Origin of the sequence: Flavivirga eckloniae (assembly GCF_002886045.1) — a bacterium.
Taxonomy (GTDB): domain Bacteria; phylum Bacteroidota; class Bacteroidia; order Flavobacteriales; family Flavobacteriaceae; genus Flavivirga; species Flavivirga eckloniae.
In genome coordinates this window covers 20,304-44,716 of record NZ_CP025791.1, presented here as the reverse complement: position 1 = coordinate 44,716, position 24,413 = coordinate 20,304, and the positions used below count along the sequence as shown (strand labels likewise).

14 protein-coding genes are annotated in these 24,413 nt (G+C 36.9%); 8 read left to right on the top strand and 6 right to left on the bottom strand.

All coding sequences use genetic code 11. The annotated features are described in order from the left end of the window. Positions 1 to 87 precede the first annotated feature (87 nt). The 3 genes from dnaX to miaE are packed head-to-tail and all read left to right on the top strand — an operon-like array spanning position 88 to position 2,984. Positions 88 to 1,827 (top strand): DNA polymerase III subunit gamma/tau, encoded by a 1,740-nt coding sequence (gene dnaX, locus C1H87_RS00150; RefSeq protein WP_102758121.1) that lies wholly within the window; start codon positions 88 to 90, stop codon positions 1,825 to 1,827. A gap of 6 nt (positions 1,828 to 1,833) precedes the next feature. Continuing rightward, positions 1,834 to 2,400: a hypothetical protein gene (locus tag C1H87_RS00145; RefSeq protein ID WP_102753871.1), complete on the top strand. Its 567-nt coding sequence runs from the start codon at positions 1,834 to 1,836 to the stop codon at positions 2,398 to 2,400. A gap of 2 nt (positions 2,401 to 2,402) precedes the next feature. Next, the gene (miaE, locus tag C1H87_RS00140) at positions 2,403 to 2,984 is read left to right on the top strand and encodes a tRNA-(ms[2]io[6]A)-hydroxylase (protein WP_102753870.1); all 582 of its coding nucleotides are present in this window, start codon (positions 2,403 to 2,405) and stop codon (positions 2,982 to 2,984) included. Here the strand turns inward: miaE and C1H87_RS00135 are convergent. The 4 genes from C1H87_RS00135 to C1H87_RS00120 all read right to left on the bottom strand — a co-directional run bounded on the left by C1H87_RS00135 (position 2,981) and on the right by C1H87_RS00120 (position 7,315). Beyond that, positions 2,981 to 3,508 (bottom strand): porin family protein, encoded by a 528-nt coding sequence (locus C1H87_RS00135; RefSeq protein WP_102753869.1) that lies wholly within the window; start codon positions 3,506 to 3,508, stop codon positions 2,981 to 2,983. The two genes, miaE and C1H87_RS00135, sit on opposite strands and share 4 nt — an antisense overlap. A 101-nt stretch (positions 3,509 to 3,609) precedes the next feature. Then, positions 3,610 to 4,515: a Ppx/GppA phosphatase family protein gene (locus C1H87_RS00130; protein WP_102753868.1), complete on the bottom strand. Its 906-nt coding sequence runs from the start codon at positions 4,513 to 4,515 to the stop codon at positions 3,610 to 3,612. A gap of 3 nt (positions 4,516 to 4,518) precedes the next feature. Further along, positions 4,519 to 6,582 carry a polyphosphate kinase 1 gene (gene ppk1, locus C1H87_RS00125; RefSeq protein WP_102753867.1) on the bottom strand — a complete coding sequence of 688 codons (2,064 nt, stop codon included), beginning with the start codon at positions 6,580 to 6,582 and terminating at the stop codon, positions 4,519 to 4,521. A gap of 247 nt (positions 6,583 to 6,829) precedes the next feature. Beyond that, positions 6,830 to 7,315, bottom strand: a complete 486-nt coding sequence (locus tag C1H87_RS00120; RefSeq protein ID WP_102753866.1) for a SixA phosphatase family protein — start codon at positions 7,313 to 7,315, stop codon at positions 6,830 to 6,832. A gap of 490 nt (positions 7,316 to 7,805) precedes the next feature. Between C1H87_RS00120 and C1H87_RS00115 the strand changes: the two genes are divergently transcribed. The 5 genes from C1H87_RS00115 (at position 7,806) to C1H87_RS00095 (ending at position 21,069) form a co-directional block, all read left to right on the top strand. After that, positions 7,806 to 8,306: a hypothetical protein gene (locus C1H87_RS00115; protein ID WP_158655068.1), complete on the top strand. Its 501-nt coding sequence runs from the start codon at positions 7,806 to 7,808 to the stop codon at positions 8,304 to 8,306. 29 nt (positions 8,307 to 8,335) lie between these two features. Beyond that, a complete protein-coding gene (locus tag C1H87_RS00110; RefSeq protein ID WP_102753864.1) occupies positions 8,336 to 16,195 on the top strand; it encodes a gliding motility-associated C-terminal domain-containing protein in 7,860 nt (2,619 codons plus the stop codon). Between the two features lie 10 nt (positions 16,196 to 16,205). Next, on the top strand, positions 16,206 to 17,132 hold the full coding sequence (locus tag C1H87_RS00105; protein WP_102753863.1) for a PorP/SprF family type IX secretion system membrane protein: 927 nt from the start codon (positions 16,206 to 16,208) through the stop codon (positions 17,130 to 17,132). 11 nt (positions 17,133 to 17,143) lie between these two features. Continuing rightward, positions 17,144 to 19,063 carry an OmpA family protein gene (locus tag C1H87_RS00100; RefSeq protein ID WP_233783270.1) on the top strand — a complete coding sequence of 640 codons (1,920 nt, stop codon included), beginning with the start codon at positions 17,144 to 17,146 and terminating at the stop codon, positions 19,061 to 19,063. A gap of 86 nt (positions 19,064 to 19,149) precedes the next feature. Further along, the gene (locus C1H87_RS00095; protein WP_102753862.1) at positions 19,150 to 21,069 is read left to right on the top strand and encodes an OmpA family protein; all 1,920 of its coding nucleotides are present in this window, start codon (positions 19,150 to 19,152) and stop codon (positions 21,067 to 21,069) included. Between the two features lie 489 nt (positions 21,070 to 21,558). Here the strand turns inward: C1H87_RS00095 and C1H87_RS00090 are convergent, their stop codons facing one another. Together C1H87_RS00090 and C1H87_RS00085 are read right to left on the bottom strand one after the other, a co-directional pair. Beyond that, on the bottom strand, positions 21,559 to 23,016 hold the full coding sequence (locus tag C1H87_RS00090) for a lipopolysaccharide biosynthesis protein (RefSeq protein WP_102753861.1): 1,458 nt from the start codon (positions 23,014 to 23,016) through the stop codon (positions 21,559 to 21,561). Between the two features lie 76 nt (positions 23,017 to 23,092). Further along, positions 23,093 to 24,376: a glycosyltransferase family 4 protein gene (locus tag C1H87_RS00085; RefSeq protein WP_102753860.1), complete on the bottom strand. Its 1,284-nt coding sequence runs from the start codon at positions 24,374 to 24,376 to the stop codon at positions 23,093 to 23,095. Positions 24,377 to 24,413: the final 37 nt, after the last annotated feature.

Genomic DNA, 24,413 nt, shown 5'->3' with positions numbered 1-24,413 from the left:
ATTTTTAACTTTGTTAAACATTATAATTAGTGTCAAAAAAGATGCTAAATAATGGCAACAAATTCAATACAAGTAAATTTAGTAAGATTGGAACACTTTGTAGTATCGGCTAGAAAATATAGACCACAAACATTTAAGGATGTTGTGGGGCAGCAGGCTATTACAAATACCCTATTGAATGCTATTGATAACAATCATTTAGCTCAAGCTTTATTGTTTACTGGACCTCGTGGTGTTGGTAAAACAACTTGCGCACGTATTCTTGCTAAAATGATTAATAGCGATGATTCCGAATCCAACGACGAAGATTTTGCTTTCAATATTTTTGAGCTCGATGCCGCTTCGAACAATTCTGTTGATGACATAAGAAGTTTAACAGATCAGGTTCGTATTCCGCCTCAAGTTGGAAAATACAAGGTTTATATTATTGACGAGGTTCATATGCTATCGCAGGCCGCTTTCAATGCATTTCTTAAAACATTAGAAGAGCCACCAAAGCACTGTATATTTATCTTAGCGACTACAGAAAAGCATAAAATTATTCCAACTATTTTGTCGCGCTGCCAGATTTTTGATTTCAAGCGCATTACGGTAAAAGATGCTAAGGAATATTTAAAATACATCGCCGAAGAGCAAGGTATAACTGCAGATGATGATGCTTTACACATCATAGCTCAAAAAGCAGACGGTGCTATGCGAGATGCACTGTCTATTTTCGATCGTGTAGTAAGCTTTTCGGGTAAAAATTTAACCAGACAGGCCGTTACAGAAAACCTAAACGTACTTGACTACGAAACCTATTTTACAAGTACCGATTTAATTTTGGAAAATAAAATTCCAGAATTGTTGCTACAGTTTAATAGTACGCTGTCTAAAGGGTTCGACGGTCACCATTACATTGCAGGGTTGGCATCACACTTTAGAGACCTTCTGGTAAGCAAAACACAAGAAACTATCGAACTGCTTGAAGTAGGCGATCAAACCAAAACCAAATATTTGGAGCAATCTAAAAAAGCCTCTCAAGACTTTTTACTTCGTGGTATAAACCTAGCAAACGATTGCGATCTCAAATATAAAACCAGTAAAAATCAACGTTTACTCGTTGAATTATGCCTAATGCAGCTTGCCTCTATCACTTTTGATGGAGAAAAAAAAAATAGCAGACATTACATAATTCCAGCGTCCTACTTCAAAAAGAAGGGCATCACTCCCATTCCAGTAACAACACCAGAACAAAAGCAAAATAATGACGGGACTTCCCCTGTAAAGGAAGAAAACAAAGGTGCTCCTGTAAAAAACTATGCAACTAATACTTCAGAAGCTTTTCAGGTAAACGAACCTCCAAAAATCCTTCTAAAGAAAGAAACCAAACGAGCTTCCGGGCTATCTTTAAGCAGTATAAAAGCAAAAAAAGAACATCTCATAAAACAAATGGATGTTGTTATTGATGAAGAAGATCTACCTAAAGAAGATTTTACAGAAAAGGAACTCATCACAGTTTGGAATACCTATACCGAAAAAATACGTAAAAATGGAAAGCATAATTTAGCTTCTATTTTAGATATAGATACACCTAAAGTAAAAGGTACTACGGTTTATTTAGAGTACCCTAATGCTACAAACAAGGTTGAAGTAGAGCGTAATCAATATGATCTTTTAGCCTTTGTTAGAAAGTCTCTAAACAATTTCGATATTAGTTTATCAATTAGTATAAATGAGGTCATGGAAAAGAAGTATGCCTACACTACGGCAGAGAAATTCGAGAAATTGAAAGAGAAAAACCCTAATATTGATCTTCTTAGAAAAACTTTCGATTTAGACATATAATTAAATATGAAAAAATTAGCGGTCTTAATGTTTCTTTCTATTATCACTTTAATTAGTTGCGATGGCAGAGATAGAAAGTACAAAACCAATACAGAGGTCTTAAAAGAAAACAAGCTCTTAAAATCGTTTAAAGAAGCCATAAAGTTTGTTCCGGAAACTTATACCGAAATAAAATCAGACACCATTTTAAGCAATGGATTTAAAATAAAAATAAACTACTATTCTGTAGAAAACGATTTTGTTTTAGAAACCAAAAAATCAAAAAACGATTCCCTAATCAAAATTCATCATAAAAACTTTGAAGCCCAACTGTTGGTATTTAAAAACAACACTATTATTAACCAGAGCCTAATCAATAAAAAGCTTTTTTATAATGACGACATAACATTTTGGCAAAACGCCATTATGCAATTTGTATGGATCGATCATGAAGCATCAAATAAAAATGAACTATATTTAAATACATCGTTCTGTATTCCTAGCACTGAGGAATGCAAGGACTTCGTTCTTAAAATAAATAAACAAGGAATTATTAAAATAGAAGAAGTTATTATTCTTTCCAATACCGTGTAATAATGCTAGGACTAAAACTTCCAACAGATCCACGTTGGGTTAATATTGTAGAAAAAAACATTGAAGAAATACTTACCGATCATGCTTTTTGCGAACAAAAAGCAACCAGTACAGCTATTTCATTAATTGTAAGCTTTCCTGAGTATACCGAATTGGTACAGGAAATGACAGCCTTGGTAAAAGAAGAAATGAGCCATTTTAAAATGGTACATGATAAAATAATTGAACGCGGTTGGGTTCTTGGACGCGACAGGAAAGACGACTATGTCATACAACTTGTAAAATTCTTTCCAAAAGGTGGTAGTAGAACCACGCAATTAGTACACCGTCTGCTTTATGCTGCATTAATTGAAGCACGAAGCTGCGAACGCTTTAGATTACTTTCCGAAGAACTTAAAGACAAAGAACTAGCCACATTTTACAGAAACCTAATGGTTAGCGAAGCCAACCACTACACCATGTTTTTGGGTTTTGCCCGCAAATATGGAGATAAAAAAGAGGTCGATACCAAATGGCAACAACTTCTTGAATATGAAGCAGAGATTATGTCTAACTTAGGAAAAAAGGAAACTGTGCACGGTTAAAACTTATAACCCACACCAATTTGTATATTCGAATTTTTAGCTTCAACTAGTACATCATCATCAAACACGTTCGATAAGCCTCTAGTATACCTTACATCTGCAAAGATGGCATAGTTAATTTTATATTCTAAACCAATAACACCAGAATAAGCGAAGTTCCTTGCACGATCATCTTCTTTGTGTACTTTAATCCCCACTTGTGGACCAGCTCCTAAATAAATCTTTTCACTTAATCTAAATTTTAATAACACAGGTGCCTGAATATAATCCAAGTGTAAAGTCTCTTCATTTCCACCTTCGGCAGAAAACTGCAACTCTGGTACTAAAGCAATGGTTTTAGATAAACCAATATTTGCAAAAGCACCAATATAAAAACTGTTTCTATGTTTATTTTCAACACCTAGGTTAGTATCGAAATCTAAATTTGAAATATTTAAACCGCCTCTTATTCCGTACTTTACGTCTTGCGAAAAGCCGTAAAAAGAAAAACTAAATAAGATTGCTAATAGTAATATTTTTTTCATAATAACATTTAGTTTGGGATATAATTTTAAGCAATTATACAGGTACGAATATATATTATAAAATTAAAAAACGACAAGTATAAAAGGTAAAGTGCACAATTTTACTGTGTATTGCTAGAAACAGTATCGTAATAGATACTTTTAATAATACCGTCTGCTAAACCTATTTTTGGCACATAAATATTCTTCGCGCCGCTCCATTTCATTGAAGAAAGATAGATCCGCATAGCAGGAATAATAACATCGGCCCTATCTTGATTTAAACCCAACTCAGTAATACGTTCCTCATAAGAATAACTCTGAAGTTTGTTATAATAGCTGGTTAAATAAAAATACGAAAGCGGTTTCCCGAGGGCCTTGCCAGATATTTTAAATATTTTATTAATGTTTCCTCCAGAGCCTATAACTTCAATTTTATGATAATGCCTCGCATGCTTCCATATCCAGGACTCCAAATCTATCCAAGATTCCTTTTTAACGATATCGTTAAGCAACCTAACCGTACCTATTTTAAAAGATTTTGAAGCTACCTGTACGCCTCTATCAATGACAGTAAATTCAGTACTACCACCCCCAACATCGACATATAAATACGTCTTATTGTCATCTATATACTTATGCAAATCGGTCGCAGCTATTATTGCAGCTTCTTCTTTTCCTTCAATAATATCGATACTTATTCCGGCCTCTTTTAAAACTAAATCAACTACCTGTTTGCCATTTTTAGATTCCCTCATAGCCGATGTAGCACACGCCTTATATTTCACCACCTTATGAGACTTCATTAACAATTTAAACGCCGTCATAGTATCCACAATGCGCTCTTTATTCTCTTCAGAAATCTTATCTTCTACAAACACATCGGCCCCTAAACGAATAGGCACACGAACCAATGAATTTTTTTTGAATTGTACAGGTCTCCCCTTCTGTTCTATAATATTTGAAATAAGTAATCTTACAGCATTAGACCCAATATCTATAGCTGCATATTTTTTTATTGTAAGCATAAATTAACTTTCTAACTTTTTTAAATAATAATCATATGTAGCAAATTGAGACCTTACTTTTTCCTTATTATTTATTCTGTAATTATTGTCTTGCGATTCATTTAACACTCTAGCCTTAACATTATCGTTCCAGCTAATATTAAATGTATCTATGATTTCTTGTTTAATATCGTCGTTATAAATAGGGCAACTAACCTCTACCCTGTTATCTATATTTCTTGTCATCCAATCTGCCGAAGAAATATAAATCTTGGCTTCATCATCTTCCCCAAATATATAGATTCTCGAGTGTTCTAAAAATTTATCTACAATACTAATAACCTCTATATTTTCACTCATCCCTTCCACGCCGGGTATTAAACAGCAAATTCCCCTTACTATCATTTGAATTTTCACTCCAGCCCTACTAGCTTCATAAAGCTTGTCAATCATTTTATAGCTGGAAATACTGTTCATTTTTAACCTTATATAACCCAAATTACCATTTCTAGCCTTTTCTATTTCCGCATCAATTAATTTATAAACTGCTTTTTGGGTATAATGTGGAGATGTTATTAAATGTTTGTACGTGAAAATCTTGTAATTGGTCTCAAAGAAATTAAAAATCTTGTTTACATCCTTTAAAATACGCTGGTTAGAAGTAAACAAAGTAAAATCCGTATAAATTTTTGCCGTAGATTCGTTAAAGTTACCCGTGCTAATAAACCCATAGCGTTTTAGTTTCTTTCCTTCCTCACGTTCAATAACACACATTTTACTATGCACTTTTAAACCTGCCACACCAAAAACCAGATTAATACCCTCGTCCTCCATCTGTTGCGCATAATCTATATTAGCCTGCTCATCAAATCTAGCCCGCAACTCTATAGATACAGTAACCGATTTACCATTAATAGCAGCATTTATAAGCGAACTTGCTATATGGGATATTTGAGCCAAACGATAAATAGTAATCTTTATCGTTTTTACATTCGGATCTAAGGCGGCCTCCCTTAAGAACTTAACCACATAAGAAAAAGTTTGGTAAGGCGCCTGAAGCAAATAATCCTTTTTCTCAATTGCCTCAAAAATACTAGCCTCTAAAGTAAGTCCTTTAACAGGTAAAGCCTCAATCTTTCTGTACAAAAGGTCATTTCTACCCAAACTCGGGAAGCCCATATAATCCCTTCTATTGTGATAACGTCCCCCAGGAATGATACTATCCGTATCGTCAATACCCATTTTGCTCATTAAATACTCCAATGTTTCCTTATCTATCGTTTTATCATATACAAAACGAACAGGATCACCAATTTTTCTATGCTTAACACTATCTGAGATCTTTTCAATAAAACTCTTACTTAAATCACTTTCAAAATCCAGCTCACCATCACGTGTAATTTTTACCATGTGAGCAGAAATGCTCTTATAATCGAAAATATTGAAAATATCACTTAAACAATGACGAAGCAAATCGTCTATCATTATAATATAATTCTTTTCCCCTTCCTTAGGTAATACAACAAATCGATTAACAGATTTAGGTATTTCAATTAATGCAAACTGTTTTTCACCATCAGCCATAACCATTCTAACTGCCAAATAAGCACCACTATCCTTTAAATTAGGAAGCTCTACAGAATCATTTAAAATAATGGTAACCAAAGCAGGGCTAACCTTTGTTATAAAATACTTTTTAATATAATCATGTTGTGCATCATCAATTTGATTTTCATCAATAATATGTATATCCTCCTCCTCTAACCTTTGATGAATCGTATTTAATATCTCTAAACTCTTACTTTGCTGCTCTATCACAATTTGAGTAATAATTTCCAACAGCTCTTTAGCCCTAATACCACCCAAGGCATTTTTCCCACCCTTTCCAGCATCTACAATACGCTTTACCGTAGCATATCTTACCTTAAAAAATTCATCTAAGTTATTGGAAAAAATTCCCAGAAACCGCAAACGCTCTATCAATGGCACATTTTCATCTGATGCCTCTTGTAAAACTCGTGCGTTAAATTGCAGCCAACTTATCTCTCTGTTTATATAACTATTGTTTTGTAATTCAGGTTTGGTCATTGGATAATTTCTAATTTAGAATAGACACACAAATATATTCTATTTAAGCGTAATACAACCACTAAAACTAGCATGAAAAAGAAGATTAAACCCCACATAATAATTTAGTAACGCTTTGCGAAAGCATGCACTTACACGTAAACAATAAACACAAAGAATTTCCCTTATTAAGACAGATTAAAACGTAACAAAAAGTGCACAAAGCATCCATTTCGGTTACAACGATATCCCCTTGTAGTTTACAGCATTACTTTAAATCTCTAGGAAATAGTATTTTTACGGTCTTTCCTTTATCTAAGTTCTTCCAGGCATCCATATCAAACTCTATAAAAACAGCGCCACTGGTAGGAACATTATCTACATAACGATCCCCATAAGTATTTACAAAAGCCGTAATAGCATGATTATGCCCAAAAAGCATAAGTGTATTAACAGCATTGTCGCAGGCCTTAATAACCGCTATAAGATTCGACCCCGAAAAATCATATAATTCATGATTTAGATGAGCTATACCCGTATCGATACCAAGGTTGGAAATAAAAATATTAGCCGTTGTTTTCGCACGCATAGCATCGCTAGACAGTACTAAATCAACACCTAAGTCATTTTCCTTTAAATGGTTAGAAACTAAGTTAGCATCCTTAAACCCCCTATCATTAAGAGGTCGTTCATGATCTATCACGTTATGCTTCCAAGAAGATTTGGCATGTCTTACCAAAATAAGCTTTTTCATAAAAAATCGATTAAATGTATTATTTTACCGACAAAACGATTAATTTTATCGATAAAATTCAATTTATTTGCACATAAAATTAACTAAAAATAATAGAACAAAAGATATTACTAACCATAAAAAAATTAAAGAACAAACCATTATAAACAAACGAATACAGTGCAAACCGATGAAAACCTTATAATTAACGACTAATGGTTTTTCAAAAGCTTTTAATCGAATTTATAAGTGATTTAGCATATATTTTTGAAGGGATAACTGTATATGCGTTTTTTTGTAGTACCTACTTAAAGTTATAAAGTAATGAACCTGAACCCGATACCATACACTAATCCAGCATTGTTAAACAATGTTTATCCCTCACAGTTTTTTCCCTCAAAAACTTTTTTATCGGTTTTTTTAATAATTAACATTGATACCTAAGTGTGACTAATTTAACATATAGGTGTTTTATTATATATAGTCTTTAAATAAAATAATTTACTAAATCATGAAAAATAAATCAATCATAACGTTTTGTACCTTACTATTTTGCTTGTCAGCCCTATTATATTCAAATAATACCCTGGCACAAGAACACGGTATTTATGAATTAGTAAATAACCAAATAGTTCAAAAATCGAATAATAGAAACGATTTTTATAATCTTTCTAAAAAACTTCACCCTACGCATTATTTTGAAAACAACACATTGAAAAATAAGTATGGAGAAGGTGCCCCAGTTAGAATCTCTTTAAAAGGTACGAACGGTTTTAGTTTACTTAACCAACAGAATTCTAACTATAATGGTGTTAAACTAATCACAATTACACTAAAAAACGAAAGTGATTTAAACACGCCTTTAGACCTATCGAACACCCAAGGATTTCCACAATTGCAATACATCTATATAAAATGTCTATTTAGTTGTACCGCAAGTCAGATCGAAAGATTTGTAAAGAATCCAAATGATAGCATAAGAATTTTTTATACATCAGTGAGACCATCATAATAGTATACAGGCAATTAAAAGAATAAGAAATGAAAAAACTATACACTACAATTAAAGCTTTATCATCCAAAAACCAAAAGGTTTTGGCTATGGCTATTTTACTTGCATCTACAGTTTTTAGTAGTTATGGTCAGGTTAGAGTTGAGTTCACACCAAGAACGTCAACCATTCCTCCTTCATCAACAATGTATAACGTTAAAGGAGATTTTACCATGGTAGGTAATACAAACATTACTATGGTAGACTATTCCGATGGAGGTTCTAATTTTGAAGATGTAAGATATGTCGATGTGGATGGTACAGCAGTACCAGGAAACGACACGTTTAACTCATCTTCTGCAACAGTAACCTTTTCAACAGAAAATGGTGCCATTCCAGAATGTTCAAATATTATTTTTGCCGGATTATACTGGACAGGTAGAGCCTTTGGTGATGGAGAATCAGATTCTGACACATTTGAGGTTACAAAAAATGGTATCACAAAAACCCTAGATAAAAGAAAAGTATTAATAAAAGGGCCTTCTTCTGCTGGCTATACTGAAATCACAGCCAGTCCTACCAATATCTATTATCCGTCCGGAACAGATGGTAATATGTATTCTGCCTATACAGAAGTTACTGACTATGTAGTAAACAATGGTATTGGTGAATACTTTGTTGCAGATGTAGCAACAAGAGAAGGTAACGCCGATGGAACCGGTTTCTACGGAGGTTGGGGTATGGTTGTTGTTTACGAAAATTCTAAAATGAATTGGAGAGATATCACTGTTTTTGACGGACATGCATACGTAACAAATGGTGTTGCCGATTTTACTATAGACGTGAACGGGTTTAATGCCGTACAAAGTGGAGATGTTAACCTTAAATTAGGATTAATGGCTGGTGAAGGTGATGTGCCTTGGACTGGTGATACTTTTGAAATAATAATTCCTGATGGTGATGACGACCCTAATAACCTGGCAACTTTAAATAACAACAGTTATCAATTACTATCACATACCAATAATAGTACAAATAACTTTTTCAATTCTTCTATTGTTACCGGTGGTAATGCGAGAAACCCTAATTTACTAAATAACACGGGGTTAGATATTGCCATGTTTAATATAGATAATACAGGAAATACTATAATTCCAAACAATAAAACATTTACACGATTTAGATACGGTTCTACATTAGATACTTACATTATCTTTAATGTAACCTTTGCGGTTGATGCCTATGTACCAGAACCAGAAGGAATCTTAGCAAATACCTCAATAAATGGTAACCCGCCAAGTAATACCAATGGATCATTAGAGCCAGACGATAATGCGGCCTATGCTATTGAAATAAAGAATACAGGAACCGAGGCTACTAATAATACAACTATTACAATACCCCTTCCAGAATCTGTAAATCAGAATAATTTAAATATAAATTATAACATATACCCACCGTTAACACCAATTACAAATCCAAATGTTCCATCTTTCGATCCGAATATAGGTGCAAATGGTGCCATAGTATGGAACATAGGTACCCTACCAGTGCCTACAGATCCAGATACTGTTCTTGCAGATTTAAGTTTTTCATTAACAGTAACTACAAATTGTTCTATTTTAACAGACCCTGGTTTCGATCCAAATGTAGCTGTTAATGGAACCATTAGTGGTGTTGGAGCAACATCCGGTCAACCATTTAATTTAGACTTAATTCAAGGATATGAAACCTCGGGGCTTTGTATAGGAGACCCAATACCAGGACCAAGTATAATTCCTATCGAATATTTAGACTATGTTAATGAACCTCCTACTGCAAGTAATCCTGCACCTATTAATGTACAATGTATAGACGACGTACCAACACCGGACATTACGGTTGTTATAGATGAAGCTGACAATTCAGGCATAGCTCCTGTTGTAGCTCACGTATCTGATGCATCCGATGGAAATACTTGCCCGGAAGTTATAACAAGAACATATAGCGTAACAGACGATTGTGGTAACTCCATAAATGTTACACAAACCATTACAGTTAACGATGACGAGGTACCAACTGCTACAGGTTCAATTACTGAAACTACAGTAGAAGGTTGTACGGCTACCGATGCTACAGCTCCAGTTAATACTGTGGCTGCTTTAGAAGCTCTCGGTCTTACTATTGGTGACAATTGTACCGCTGATGCAGACCTTGTAGTAACAAGTTCTGATAGTGCAACTGGAACTTGCCCAATTATCGTGACTAGAACTTACACCATTACAGATGCTTGCGACAACTTTGTTACAGCAACTCAAACTATAAATGTAGACGATACTGAAGCACCTGTTGTTTCTGGAAATATAGCTGAATCTACTATAGAAGGATGTACAGCGGCAGACGCTACAGCACCTGTTAGCACAGTAGCAGCTTTGGAAGCTTTAGGGCTTACTATTGGCGATAATTGTACAGATGATGCTAACCTTGTGGTAACCAGTTCTGATAGTGCTACCGGCACATGTCCAGTTATAGTAACTAGAACTTATACCATTACAGATGAGTGTGATAACGAAACTACAGCTACGCAAACTATTAATATTGACGACACACAAAACCCTACAGCTACTGGCTCTATTCCAGAATCCACGATAGAGGGATGTACCGCTGCGGATGCTACCGCGCCTGCAACGGACGTGGCCGCCCTTGAGGCGCTCGGACTTGTTATCGGCGACAACTGTACCGCCGATGCTGACCTTACCGTTACAAACTCGGACAGTGCTGCGGGGACATGCCCGATTGTCGTGACAAGAACATATACCATCACCGACGCGTGTAACAACTCCGTTACCGCAACACAGATCATAAACGTAAACGATACGACAGACCCTACGGCATCAAACCCGGATACGATAACCGTACCAGGTGGACCGGTTCCGGCTCCAGATGTAACAGTGGTTATCGACGAAGCGGACAATTGCACGGTACCGCCTACGGTGGCACATGTATCCGACGTATCCGACAACGGGAACTGTCCCGAGACCATTACAAGGACCTATAGTGTGACGGACCAGTGCGGCAACTCGATCACAGTGACACAGACCATACTTATTACGGACCCTATAATGCCTACCGCTTCTAACCCTGCGGACATAAACGTACAGTGTATCGACGACGTGCCTGCTCCCAACGTGGACGTGGTGACCGACGAGGCTGACAACCAGGGAACGCCCGCTGTGGCATTCGTATCGGACGCATCGGATGGTAATACCTGTCCAGAGACCATTACAAGAACATACAGCGTTACGGATATCTGTGACAACCAGATATTTGTGACCCAGAACATAATCGTGAACGACGATCAGGATCCAACAGCTACCGGCTCTATTCCAGAGTCTACGGTAGAGGGATGTACCGCTGCGGATGCTACCGCACCTGCAACGGACGTGGCCGCCCTTGAGGCGCTCGGACTTGTTATCGGCGACAACTGTACAGCCGATGCTGACCTTACCGTTACAAACTCGGACAGTGCTGCGGGGACATGCCCGATTGTCGTAACAAGAACATATACCATCACAGACGCGTGTAACAACTCCGTTACCGCGACACAGACCATAAACGTAAACGATACGACGGACCCTACGGCCTCAAACCCGGATACGATATCCGTACCAGGTGGACCGGTCCCTGCTCCAGATGTAACAGTGGTTATCGACGAAGCGGACAATTGCACGGTACCGCCTACGGTGGCACATGTATCGGACGTATCCGACAACGGGAACTGTCCTGAGACCATTACAAGGACTTATAGTGTGACGGACCAGTGCGGTAACTCGATCACAGTGACACAGACCATACTTATTACGGACCCTATAATGCCTACCGCTTCTAACCCTGCGGACATAAACGTACAGTGTATCGACGACGTGCCTGCTCCCAACGTGGACGTGGTGACCGACGAGGCTGACAACCAGGGAACGCCCGCTGTGGCATTCGTATCGGACGCATCGGATGGTAATACCTGTCCAGAGACCATTACAAGAACATACAGCGTTACGGATATCTGTGACAACCAGATATTTGTGACCCAGAACATAATCGTGAACGACGATCAGGATCCAACAGCTACCGGCTCTATTCCAGAGTCTACGGTAGAGGGATGTACCGCTGCAGATGCTACCGCACCTGCAACAGACGTGGCCGCCCTTGAGGCGCTCGGACTTGTTATCGGTGACAACTGTACAGCCGATGCTGACCTTACCGTTACAAACTCGGACAGTGCTGCGGGGACATGCCCGATTGTCGTAACAAGAACATATACCATCACCGACGCGTGTAACAACTCCGTTACCGCGACACAGACCATAAACGTTAACGATACGACGGACCCTACGGCCTCAAACCCGGATACGATATCCGTACCAGGTGGACCGGTCCCTGCTCCAGATGTAACAGTAGTTATTGACGAAGCGGACAATTGCACGGTACCGCCTACGGTGGCACATGTATCCGACGTATCCGACAACGGAAACTGTCCCGAGACCATTACAAGGACCTATAGTGTGACGGACCAGTGCGGCAACTCGATCACAGTGACACAGACCATACTTATTACCGACCCTATAATGCCTACGGCTTCTAACCCTGCGGACATAAACGTACAGTGCATCGACGACGTGCCTGCTCCCAACGTGGACGTGGTGACCGACGAGGCTGACAACCAGGGAACGCCCGCTGTGGCATTCGTATCGGACGCATCGGATGGTAATACCTGTCCAGAGACCATTACAAGAACATACAGCGTTACGGATATCTGTGACAACCAGATATTTGTGACCCAGAACATAATCGTGAACGACGATCAGGATCCAACAGCTACCGGCTCTATTCCAGAGTCTACGGTAGAGGGATGTACCGCTGCAGATGCTACCGCGCCTGCAACGGACGTGGCCGCCCTTGAGGCGCTCGGACTTGTTATCGGTGACAACTGTACCGCAGATGCTGACCTTACCGTTACAAACTCCGACAGTGCTGCGGGTACTTGCCCGATTGTCGTAACAAGAACATACACCATCACAGATGCGTGTAACAACTCCGTTACCGCAACACAGACCATAAACGTAAACGATACGACGGACCCTACGGCATCAAACCCGGATACGATATCAGTACCAGGTGGACCGGTTCCGGCTCCGGATGTAACAGTGGTTATCGACGAAGCGGACAATTGCACGGTACCGCCTACGGTGGCACATGTATCGGACGTATCCGACAACGGGAACTGTCCTGAGACCATTACAAGGACTTATAGCGTGACAGACCAGTGCGGCAACTCGATCACAGTGACACAGACCATACTTATTACGGACCCTATAATGCCTACCGCTTCTAACCCTGCGGACATAAACGTACAGTGTATCGACGACGTGCCTGCTCCCAACGTGGACGTGGTGACCGACGAGGCTGACAACCAGGGAACGCCCGCTGTGGCATTCGTATCGGACGCATCGGACGGCAATACGTGTCCCGAGACCATTACTAGAACATACAGCGTTACGGATATCTGTGACAACCAGATATTTGTGACCCAGAACATAATCGTTAACGACGATCAGGATCCAACAGCTACCGGCTCTATTCCAGAGTCTACGGTAGAGGGATGTACCTCTGCAGATGCTACGGCTCCGGCAACAGATGTGGCCGCCCTTGAAGCGCTTGGTCTTGTTATCGGGGACAACTGTACCGCAGATGCTGACCTTACCGTTACAAACTCCGACAGTGCTGCGGGGACATGCCCGATTGTCGTGACAAGAACATATACGATCACCGACGCATGTAACAACTCCGTTACGGCGACTCAGACTATAAACGTAAACGATACGACACCTCCTACAGTGTCTAATCCGGCTGATATTACGGTAGAATGTTTAGACGATGTACCAGCTCCAGATATTAATGTGGTTATTGGAGAAACAGATAATTGTACGATTGCTGACAATCTTAGCGTTGTTTTTGTTTCTGAAGTATCAGATAACAATACCTGTGCAGAAACCATTACTAGAACATATAGTATTACAGATGAGTGTGGCAATATAACCAACGTCACTCAAAACATTATTATTGATGACGTTACTCCACCTGTATTAACCTTACCTGCTAATCAAACAGCAGAATGTAGTGATGATTTAACACCATTAGCATTTGGTAATGCTACAGCAACAGATAACTGCGACCCTAACCCTATCATAACGTTTGTAGATGTTAGAGAAGATGGCGCATGTTCTGGTACGTTTAAAATCGTTAGAACCTGGACAGCAACAGATGCTTGTGGAAATGTAGCCTCTGCGCAACAAGAAATTTCAACATCAGATAGTATAGCTCCAGATTTTGTTGAACAACTACCGCAAGACATAACAGTTGAATGTAGTACAGTGCCAGCAGCTGTAACATTAACAGCTACAGATAATTGTGGGAATGCTACCGTTGAATTTACCGAAGCGAGAACAAATGGCAACTGTCCAAACAACTATACCATTACCCGTACATGGGTTGCAACAGACGATTGTGGTTTAACCAATACCCATATTCAAACAATAACAGTTCAAGACATAACGCCTCCAGAATTTGAAGGTACACTACCTGAATTGGTTCAAACTGTACAATGTGACGCTGTTCCTGTTGCAGAAACATTAACAGCTACAGATAGCTGTGGCGACGCTACAGTTACAGTAAACGATGTAAGAACAAATGGTAGTTGTCCTAACACATACAGAATTGCACGTACTTGGACAGCTACAGACGAATGTGGCTTAACAACAACACACACGCAAATAATAAACGTTGAAGATACAGTACCTCCAGTTTTTGATACACCACTTCCAAGTGATGCTATAACTGTAGAATGTGATGCCATACCAACGGCAGAAACATTAACAGCTACAGACAATTGTGGCGATGCTACAGTTACAGTCCAAGATTCAAGAACAGATGGAGACTGTCCTAATAATTATTTCATAGCACGTACCTGGACGGCTACAGACGAATGTGGTTTAACAACAACACACACACAAATTATTACTGTACAGGATACAACGGCACCTGTGCCTACATCTACTTTTGATGAAACATTAGATGTAAGTTGTACAGATATACCAGATGCACCAGAATTAAGCTTTACCGATAATTGTTCAACAAATATTATCGTAGTATTTAACGAAACAAACTCATTTGACGAAAATGCTTTTGTAGATTACGAAATTGTTAGAACGTGGACGGTTAGAGACGAATGCAACAATGAAGCAATATATACGCAAACACTTAATGTAGCGCTAGACGAAGTAGTTACCGAAATAGTTGCACCAGACTGGTGTTATGACGAAGGTGCTATAAACATGAATGATTTATTACCTGCAGACCTTAATAAAAATGGTACTTGGGAAATGTTAGAAGGCGATACTGCCGCAATACTAAACGGTAACGTATTCGATCCTAGCGGACTTGAATTAAGCTTGGATTTCTTACCAGAAAGTGGTGGAATAGATTATGAATTCAAATACACAACTACCGATCAAGGTTGTATTAGTGTTACAGAAATTACCATGAATGTACATGCCGATTGTGTGGTATTACCTTGTGGTGAAAATGATGTAGTCGTATCGAAAGCTGTAACTCCGAATGGTGATGCATATAATGAATATTTCGAAATTTCCGGAATTGAATTATGCGGATTCCAGTATGAAGTTCAAATCTTTAACAGATGGGGTGCTTTAGTGTACGAATCCGGTAACTATCAAAACGATTGGAATGGAACTACCGGTAACGGATCTATAGGATCTGCCGGAAAAGTCCCTAACGGAACATATTACTATATAATAAAATTACTGAATAGTGGCTTGAATCCTATTACAGGACCTGTTTACTTAGGAACCAAATAAAACATAACCTATGAGACTTATAAAACATAACATAATAGCTATTGCATTGTTAAGCTGTACGGTTGGAATTGCACAACAATTACCGCAATTCACCCAGTATATGTACAATACAATCTCAATAAATCCAGCTTATGCAGGAAGTAGAGAAGCATTAAGCATTGTTGGATTGCACAGAAGCCAATGGGTTGGTTTTAAAGGTGGACCTATTACCCAAACACTTTCAATACACACACCACTAAGAAACGATAGAATAGGCTTAGGGTTATCTTTTATTGAAGACGATCTGGGACCACAAAACTATTCGTACCTATATGCAGATTTCTCATATAGTATTCCAGTGGGAAGAACAGGGAAGTTTGCATTTGGAGCAAAAGGTGGTGCTACACTCTATAGTTTCGATCAGGATTTCATTAACGATCCAACTGTAAGTCAAGATCCATTTTTTAGTGGCACAGAAAACCGCTGGGCGCCTAACATCGGTGCTGGTGTTTACTATCATACAAATAGATTCTATGCCGGATTATCTGCGCCAAGAATACTTAGCACAGACGAAAACAAAAACGGAGACTATAAAGCCTTAGAGCGTATTAGCTACTACTTTACATTAGGAGGTGTATTCGATATTAGTAACTCGTTTAAATTTAAGCCTGCTGGTTTAATAAAAGCGACCAATGGTGCTCCCCTATCTTTCGATCTTACAGCTAATTTCTTATACAGGGAAAAGTTTTGGTTAGGCGGATCCTATAGAATAAATGAGCAAGCCGCTGCCATAGGTGGTATTGTAGACTTTCAAGTTTCAAGACAACTACGTTTAGGATATGCTTACGAAAAGCCTATTTCAGACATAGCCAGATATACTACTGGAACGCATGAGATATTGCTTATATACGAATTTAAGTTCTTAAGTTCTAAGTTAAAATCACCAAGATATTTCTAATTGGATTTTATATGAAAAATAAAAACTACATATTAGTCTGTATCGCTTTAATGTTAAGCTTTTCAGCCTTTTCTCAACAAGGAAAACAAAAAAGAGCCGATACATTATTCAATAAATTCTCTTTCGTAAAAGCAGCTAAAGTTTACAGAGAGCTTATTCAAAATAACTACAACAGAGATTATGCTACACGACAGTTAGCAGACTGTTATGCTTATTTAAGAGACCCGAGAAACGCCTCTAGATTTTATAAAAATGTAGTTAAGCAAAAAAACGTACCTATAGAGTATTACTATAAATACGCACAATCGCTTCGAGGCATGAAAAAATATGAAGACTCGCAAGTTTGGTTGCAGCGTTACAAAGATTCTGGAGGTGTTGTAAAATCAAACGACTTTTCTAAAGACGCCAACTTTATCACCAGTGTTTTTGGTGCTAAACAACAATACTTTTTAGATAAAATCCGATTCAATTCAAAATACAGCGACTTTGGAGCTTTCGAACATAATGGTAAAGTCTATTTTGCTTCATCCAGAGACGAAGGTGTTGCCATAAAACGTTTGTACGGTTGGAACGAACAACCTTTCCTGGATATTTATGTAGCCGATGTAGGTACCAGAAGAAATGTAAATCATTCAGCAAAAATAAAAGGAGATGTAAACTCTATATATCACGATGGTCCGGTAACCATTACAAAAAATGGGCATACCATGTACTTTTCCAGCAATAACTTTACCAAGGAAGCTGGTGAAAGAAAAGATAGAAAAGGGTTAACTAACATGAAAATATACAGAGCAACCCTTCAGGACAGCGTATGGACAAATATTGAAGACTTATCCATAAACAGTGATGATTTTTCTACACAGCATGCCGCCTTAAACGTTGATGAAACCAAATTATACTTTGCATCAGATAGGCCTGGCGGATATGGTGGTTCAGATATTTATGAGGTAGACATCAATCCTGATGGCTCCTTAGGAGAACCTCAAAATGTTGGAAATATTGTAAATACAGAAAGCTCGGAAGGATTTCCCTTTATTAACAATGAAGGTGTTTTATTCTTCTCTTCAGACGGACATCCTGGTTTAGGACTGTACGATATCTTTGGAACCATTAAAGGAGAAGACGGTGGCATTGCCGACGTTATAAACTTAGGAATTCCTGTTAACTCCAATAAAGATGATTTCTCGTTTACCATGAATGAAAATGGTATAACAGGGTATTTTGCATCTAACAGAAAAGGAGGACGTGGCGACGACGATATTTACGCATACCACAGAAAACCTGTATTACATGTAGAAGGTGTTGTAACAGATGCCATTAATATGAATCCTGTAGCACATGCCATAATTACTTTGTTCGACAAAAACGGCAACCAAATTGCCTATATGGAAACAGATGAAAACGGTTACTATCAAATAAATATCGACAGAAACGAAGATTATAAAATTGTGGCGAGTCAGGACAAATACATTGACGACTACAGACATTTTACCTCAAAAAACATTCAAACCGAGCTCATTACCATTAATGCCAATTTACTATTGAACCCGGTACCTAATGTTATAAAACTTGCTGAGTTGAACACGATTTATTTCGATTTCAACAAATACGATATTAGAAAAGATGCTGCTTTAGAGCTGGATAAAATTGTTAGCCTAATGCAAAACGACTATCCAGATATGATTATTAGAATAGAGTCGCATACCGATTCCAGAGGAGACTTAACATACAATGATAGATTATCTATAGATAGAGCAAATTCAACATACGATTACTTAATTTCCAAAGGTATAAAACCGGAAAGAATTACAGAACATCAAGGTTTTGGAGAACGTAGGTTAACTAATGGATGTGAAGATGGTGAAGACTGTGAAGAGGAACAACATCAATTAAACAGACGTACTCAATTTATAGTTGTGAAAATGGAATAACACCACAACTAACCCAATACGTTTATAAAATAACTAAAAAACTATCTCGAATTAGCATAGTCTTTTAATTAAAACTAATTGACCCCATGAGAGCAAAACATCATATATTAACTAGTATTATATTGTTATTAAGCTTTTCGGCACTAGCCCAATATGGCACTCAAAAAAAAGCGGATAACTTATTTAATAAATTTTCGTTTGTTAATGCTGTTCAGGTGTATCACAATCTTATAGAAAAAGATTTTAATGCCGATTATGCCACCAGGCAATTAGCAGACAGTTATGCGTTTTTACGAAACCCAGACAGTGCTGTTGTATATTATAAAAAGGCGGTAGAACAACCTAATGTGCCTATTGCATATTATTACAACTATGCACAAGCCTTAAGGGGTGTAAAAGCCTATAAAGAATCTCGTGTTTGGATGAGACGCTTTAAAAAAGCGGGAGGAGAAGTAAATGAAGAAAGGCTTTCAAAAGATCCCGATTTTATTAATTCCATTTTCAATGCAAAACAACAATACTTTTTAACAGATGTTAACTTCAATTCAAAGTATAGTGATTTTGGAGCATACGAGCACGATGGTAAAATTTACTTTGCCTCATCAAGAAACGAGGGTGTTACTAAAAAACACATATATGGCTGGAACGAAGAGCCCTTTTTAGACATTTATGTTACCGATAAAAGTGCTAACGACAGTATTGTAGATCATAAGTCTAGACTTAAAGGCGATATTAATTCCGTGTATCACGAAGGACCAATAACCATAACTAAGGATGGTAAAACCATTTATTTCTCTAGAAACAATTACAATAAAGATGTTTTAGGGAAAGATGCAGAAGGCATGACAAACCTTAAAATCTATAAGGCATCCTTAATTGATGGCAAATGGACTAATGTTGAAGAACTTCCTTTTAATAACGATGATTATTCCAACGGACATCCGGCTTTGAATAGCGACGAAACGAAATTATATTTTGCATCCAATATGCCAGATGGTTTTGGCGGAACAGATATTTATTATGTAGATGTAAATAGCAATGGCTCTTATGGCAAACCACAAAACTTAGGTAATGTGGTTAACACAGATAAAAATGAGAGATTCCCTTTTGTTAACAGTGAAGGTGTCCTTTTCTTTGCTTCAGATGGGCATCCGGGATTAGGTTTGCTAGACATCTTTGGAACCGTTTCAGACAAAACCAATAACATTATTAGTGTTTTAAATCTTGGTGTTCCAGTAAACTCTAGTAAAGACGATTTTTCATTCTTTATGAACGACGATGGATTATCCGGGTATTTCGCATCTAATAGAAATGGAGGTGTTGGTGGTGACGATATTTATGCTTACGACAGAGTGCCACAATTAAAAATAGAAGGTACCATAACAGATGTTAAAACAAATGCTCCAGTACCTAATGCTATAGTTACGTTACTAGACGGCAACAATAAACAAATAGCCCTCCTGAAAACTGATGAAGACGGAAATTACGATATAAACATCGATAGAGATACAGACTATATATTAAACATTAAAAAAGAAGACTATATAGACGATACCAGACATGTAACCTCTAAAGGTGTAGAAAAAAAGGTTACCAGTATTACAGAAAACTTCCACCTAAATCAAGTTGAAAAAGTTTTACCAATTACAGAGCTCTATCCTATTTATTTTGACTTTAATAAGTTCGATATTAGAAGCGATGGTACTGCCGAGTTAGATAGAATAGTTAATTTAATGATGAACACGTACCCGAATATGGTAATAAAAATAGAATCGCATACCGATTCCAGAGGTTCATCAAGATACAACGACAGACTCTCTCTAGGTAGAGCTAAAGCTACATACAAGTATCTAATCGATAAAGGTGTAGATCCTGCCAGAATAACTGAATACAAAGGTTATGGTGAGCAAAAATTGATTAATGATTGTGATGACAATACCAATTGTACAGAGGAAGAACATCAATTAAACAGACGTACACAATTTATTGTGATTAAAATGGAATAATTTAAGCTAGTTCAATAATAATTAAAACCATCAAGGGATTTATCTTTTGATGGTTTTTTCGTTTTTTAAAGGCCTTACCATTTAATACATTTAACTTGAACGTATATAGCGTAGCTATTGAAGAGCCTACCTGTCAGCAGCTATGGTGTCCTCATATCTCTTTAATCAAGCCACGAATTACACAAATTTGCACGGATTTAACCTCAATATAATGGATGATCATATACTATTCATAATCACGAATCAGACTTTCAGTCAATCTTTACAATCCAAACCCTAATTTAATTCTATTATACTCCTGCACTTTAATTTACTAATAAGTAAATAAAGATTATTTATTAGTAAATAATTTGTGATAATTCGTGAAATTAGTGTCTATCTATGTAGAATTATTATTTAATATACAGCCATATTTGTAGTTACACCGTAGCTGACTACAGGTAGGTGTCGACATTGTAAAGCATTGTTTTGATTTACTTCGGGTTCACGTTATTTAATCTTCAAATAGCGCTCAATAAGTGCGGAAATATCCTCAGAAAACTTAAACCTATAAACTACAAACACATACAATGCAGTGATTAAAGCCGATTTTAAAGCAATATTTACAAAAGGATGAAATGGGAATTCCCAAAAATAAAAAAGCAATACACTTAAAGTTATTAAGCCCGTTATTCTAAGCACATTGGATGTAAAAGGATGAATTTGAAACTTCTTATAAACGAACAGCAGTTTTATGGAGTTGTATACAAAAATGGCTATAAAGGTTGCCAAAGCTGCTCCATCTATACCAAACAAGGGGATGAAAACCATATTTAAAACAATCATTAATATAACTAGGGCAACTCCTAAATAGAGCACTACTCTATAATAATCGCTATTGAATAAAATAGCATTGTTACTCCCTAAAATAGCATCATATAGTTTACCAACACTAATTATAAACACAACAAACAGTCCTCCATTAAATTCTTCTGGAATGATATAATATAACTGATCAATATTTAAAACTATAAGCAGAAAAATAAACCCACTAATAATAAATAAATTCAACGAGCTCTTTTTGTACAAGTCTTCCAAAGCATCAAAATCCTTTTCATTTAAATACTTGGCAGATAAAGGCAATAGTATTTGATTCATCGATTTTTGGGGCACTGCAATTACTGCAGCTATAAAAACAGCTACATTATAATACGCTATTTCTTCAATTTTAATATAAGCGCCCAGCATAACCTTATCCACATCTAAAAAAATAGTAGCAATAGACCCAGCTATAATTATTAAAAATGAATACTTAAAAATGCTACTTACCCCATTTACCTTTTTAAAAGTAATAACTGGAAGTTTAACACTAAACGCATATGCGTTCATAACAAACATTCTTAAAACATAAACACAAACCAATCCAATCATAAACTGCTCAACATCAACTACATTAAAATGCAATAAAAACAACAGCACCATAGTTCCTATTCGATGGAAAACCTCTTTCATAAAATTTCCAAACACAGTTTGCATTTGCACCTTAGCCCAAGCAAAAAACACCTCAAAATAGGCCAAAGCAAGCGCTATAACTATAACATGCCATATATAACCACTAATAATGTCATTTTCTTTAGATAAAAAATCTGCAATAGTATCATAACATACATAACTAAAAAAACTCAACGGAATCGTGATGATAAACGGCAAGAACAGCATGAGTGTTAAAAAGCTATTTAAGGACACACGTGTTTTAAACGATGAATAAAACTTAATCAGGGTATTGTGAGCACCAAAGGACATTAAAGGCATAATAACATAGGCTAAAGACAGCATATACCCAACCATACCGTAATACTCGTCACTAAGAAACTCAGTATATAGAAATAATGTATTAATCGCTCCGACAAAAAAACCTAAATATGTTGAAATAACGTTTTTAAAAGATTGTGAAGCAACTAGTCCCATTAACTGTTTAAATATTGATAATTAAATTCCATAAACGCTCAAAATCAAAATAAATTGGAATTTGTTTTTTATACTTTTATTTCTTGATCAACTCTGTTAACTGCTGAGTCAACTTTTCCCTACTGTACTTTTGCAAGCCAATAGGATGCGATTGTAAACCTTTACTTTGAAACGCTTTATAGCATTCCAATATAGTTCTTTTTAACGACTCATAATCATTATAACAGAAGTAGTTTCCCGTATTGGTTTCTTTAATAATTTTTTCAACATCAGAATCTTTAGGCCCTATGGCAATAATGGGACGGTTAGATACCATGTACTCAAATAACTTCCCGGGTATAATACATTTCGTATCTTCAGAATCTATTTCAATAAGTAGTAATACTTGCGATTTTTTCTGAAATTCAATTGCTTCTTTATGAGAAACATATCCCACCTTATTTATATAATCACTTAATCCATTGCTATTAATAGATTCTAATACATTATCACTAACGGCTCCAACAAAATTAAGTTGAAAATCTTTCGAAAAATCATCATGTTCTTTTAACAACTCGCGTAATACGCGCCATAAAACTTCCGGGTTTCGTTTAGACAGCAAGGAGCCAATATGCGCTATAGAAAACTTAGAATCTAGCTTAAATTCGCTAGCAGGTTCATAATCGTAACCATTCGTAATAACTTCGATGGAGCGATTAGTTATTTCCTGAAACTCTTTTTTTGTTGTGAAACTGGTGACAATAATTTGATCGGCAGTATTTAAAACCTGTTTCTCTAAAGCTTTATGTTTTTCTTTAGAAGCGTTTGTCAACTTTAACTGTTTATGATAACCAATAGTTGTCCACGGGTCTCTAAAATCTGCCAACCAATTCACTCCTAACCTTTCCTTTAACTGCAAACCAATAAGGTGCAAACTATGTGGTGGTCCTGTGGTGATTATGGTTTCTATATTATTCTCAGTAATATATTTATAAAGATACGCTACAGAAGGCTTTACCCAACCAATTCGCGCATCGGGTATAAAAAAGTTTCCTCGTATAAAAAGCAATAGCTTTTCAACGAGAGATTGTTTTTTAGTATCAGAAATAATCCCTTTGCTGATGGTTTTCGATGATTTTTTCGAAAATATACCGGCTAATTTATAAGGTTCTTTTATAGGCTGTTTTAAATAGGTAGCATGTTCTGGAATTTCAGAAACCATACTCTCATCAACTAGTGGATAATTAGGGTTTTCTGGAATATAAACAATAGGTTCTATTTGGAATTTAGGTAAATACTTAACAAACTTCAACCAACGTTGCACTCCGGGACCTCCTGCTGGCGGCCAATAATAAGTTATTATGAGTACTTTTTTTTTCATCCTATAATTCCTGCCTTTCGACTATCGCTCAAGATAA

What these genes read in the sequence shown, in the direction of transcription:
- C1H87_RS00115 (WP_158655068.1), top strand. Translation starts at nt 7,806, where the DNA reads ATGAAAAATAAATCAATCATAACGTTTTGTACCTTACTATTTTGCTTG.
- C1H87_RS00100 (WP_233783270.1), top strand. Translation starts at nt 17,144, where the DNA reads ATGAAAAATAAAAACTACATATTAGTCTGTATCGCTTTAATGTTAAGC.
- C1H87_RS00095 (WP_102753862.1), top strand. Translation starts at nt 19,150, where the DNA reads ATGAGAGCAAAACATCATATATTAACTAGTATTATATTGTTATTAAGC.
- C1H87_RS00145 (WP_102753871.1), top strand. Translation starts at nt 1,834, where the DNA reads ATGAAAAAATTAGCGGTCTTAATGTTTCTTTCTATTATCACTTTAATT.
- C1H87_RS00130 (WP_102753868.1), bottom strand. Translation starts at nt 4,515, where the DNA reads ATGCTTACAATAAAAAAATATGCAGCTATAGATATTGGGTCTAATGCT.
- C1H87_RS00090 (WP_102753861.1), bottom strand. Translation starts at nt 23,016, where the DNA reads ATGGGACTAGTTGCTTCACAATCTTTTAAAAACGTTATTTCAACATAT.
- miaE (WP_102753870.1), top strand. Translation starts at nt 2,403, where the DNA reads ATGCTAGGACTAAAACTTCCAACAGATCCACGTTGGGTTAATATTGTA.
- C1H87_RS00105 (WP_102753863.1), top strand. Translation starts at nt 16,206, where the DNA reads ATGAGACTTATAAAACATAACATAATAGCTATTGCATTGTTAAGCTGT.
- ppk1 (WP_102753867.1), bottom strand. Translation starts at nt 6,582, where the DNA reads ATGACCAAACCTGAATTACAAAACAATAGTTATATAAACAGAGAGATA.
- C1H87_RS00120 (WP_102753866.1), bottom strand. Translation starts at nt 7,315, where the DNA reads ATGAAAAAGCTTATTTTGGTAAGACATGCCAAATCTTCTTGGAAGCAT.
- C1H87_RS00110 (WP_102753864.1), top strand. Translation starts at nt 8,336, where the DNA reads ATGAAAAAACTATACACTACAATTAAAGCTTTATCATCCAAAAACCAA.
- C1H87_RS00085 (WP_102753860.1), bottom strand. Translation starts at nt 24,376, where the DNA reads ATGAAAAAAAAAGTACTCATAATAACTTATTATTGGCCGCCAGCAGGA.
- C1H87_RS00135 (WP_102753869.1), bottom strand. Translation starts at nt 3,508, where the DNA reads ATGAAAAAAATATTACTATTAGCAATCTTATTTAGTTTTTCTTTTTAC.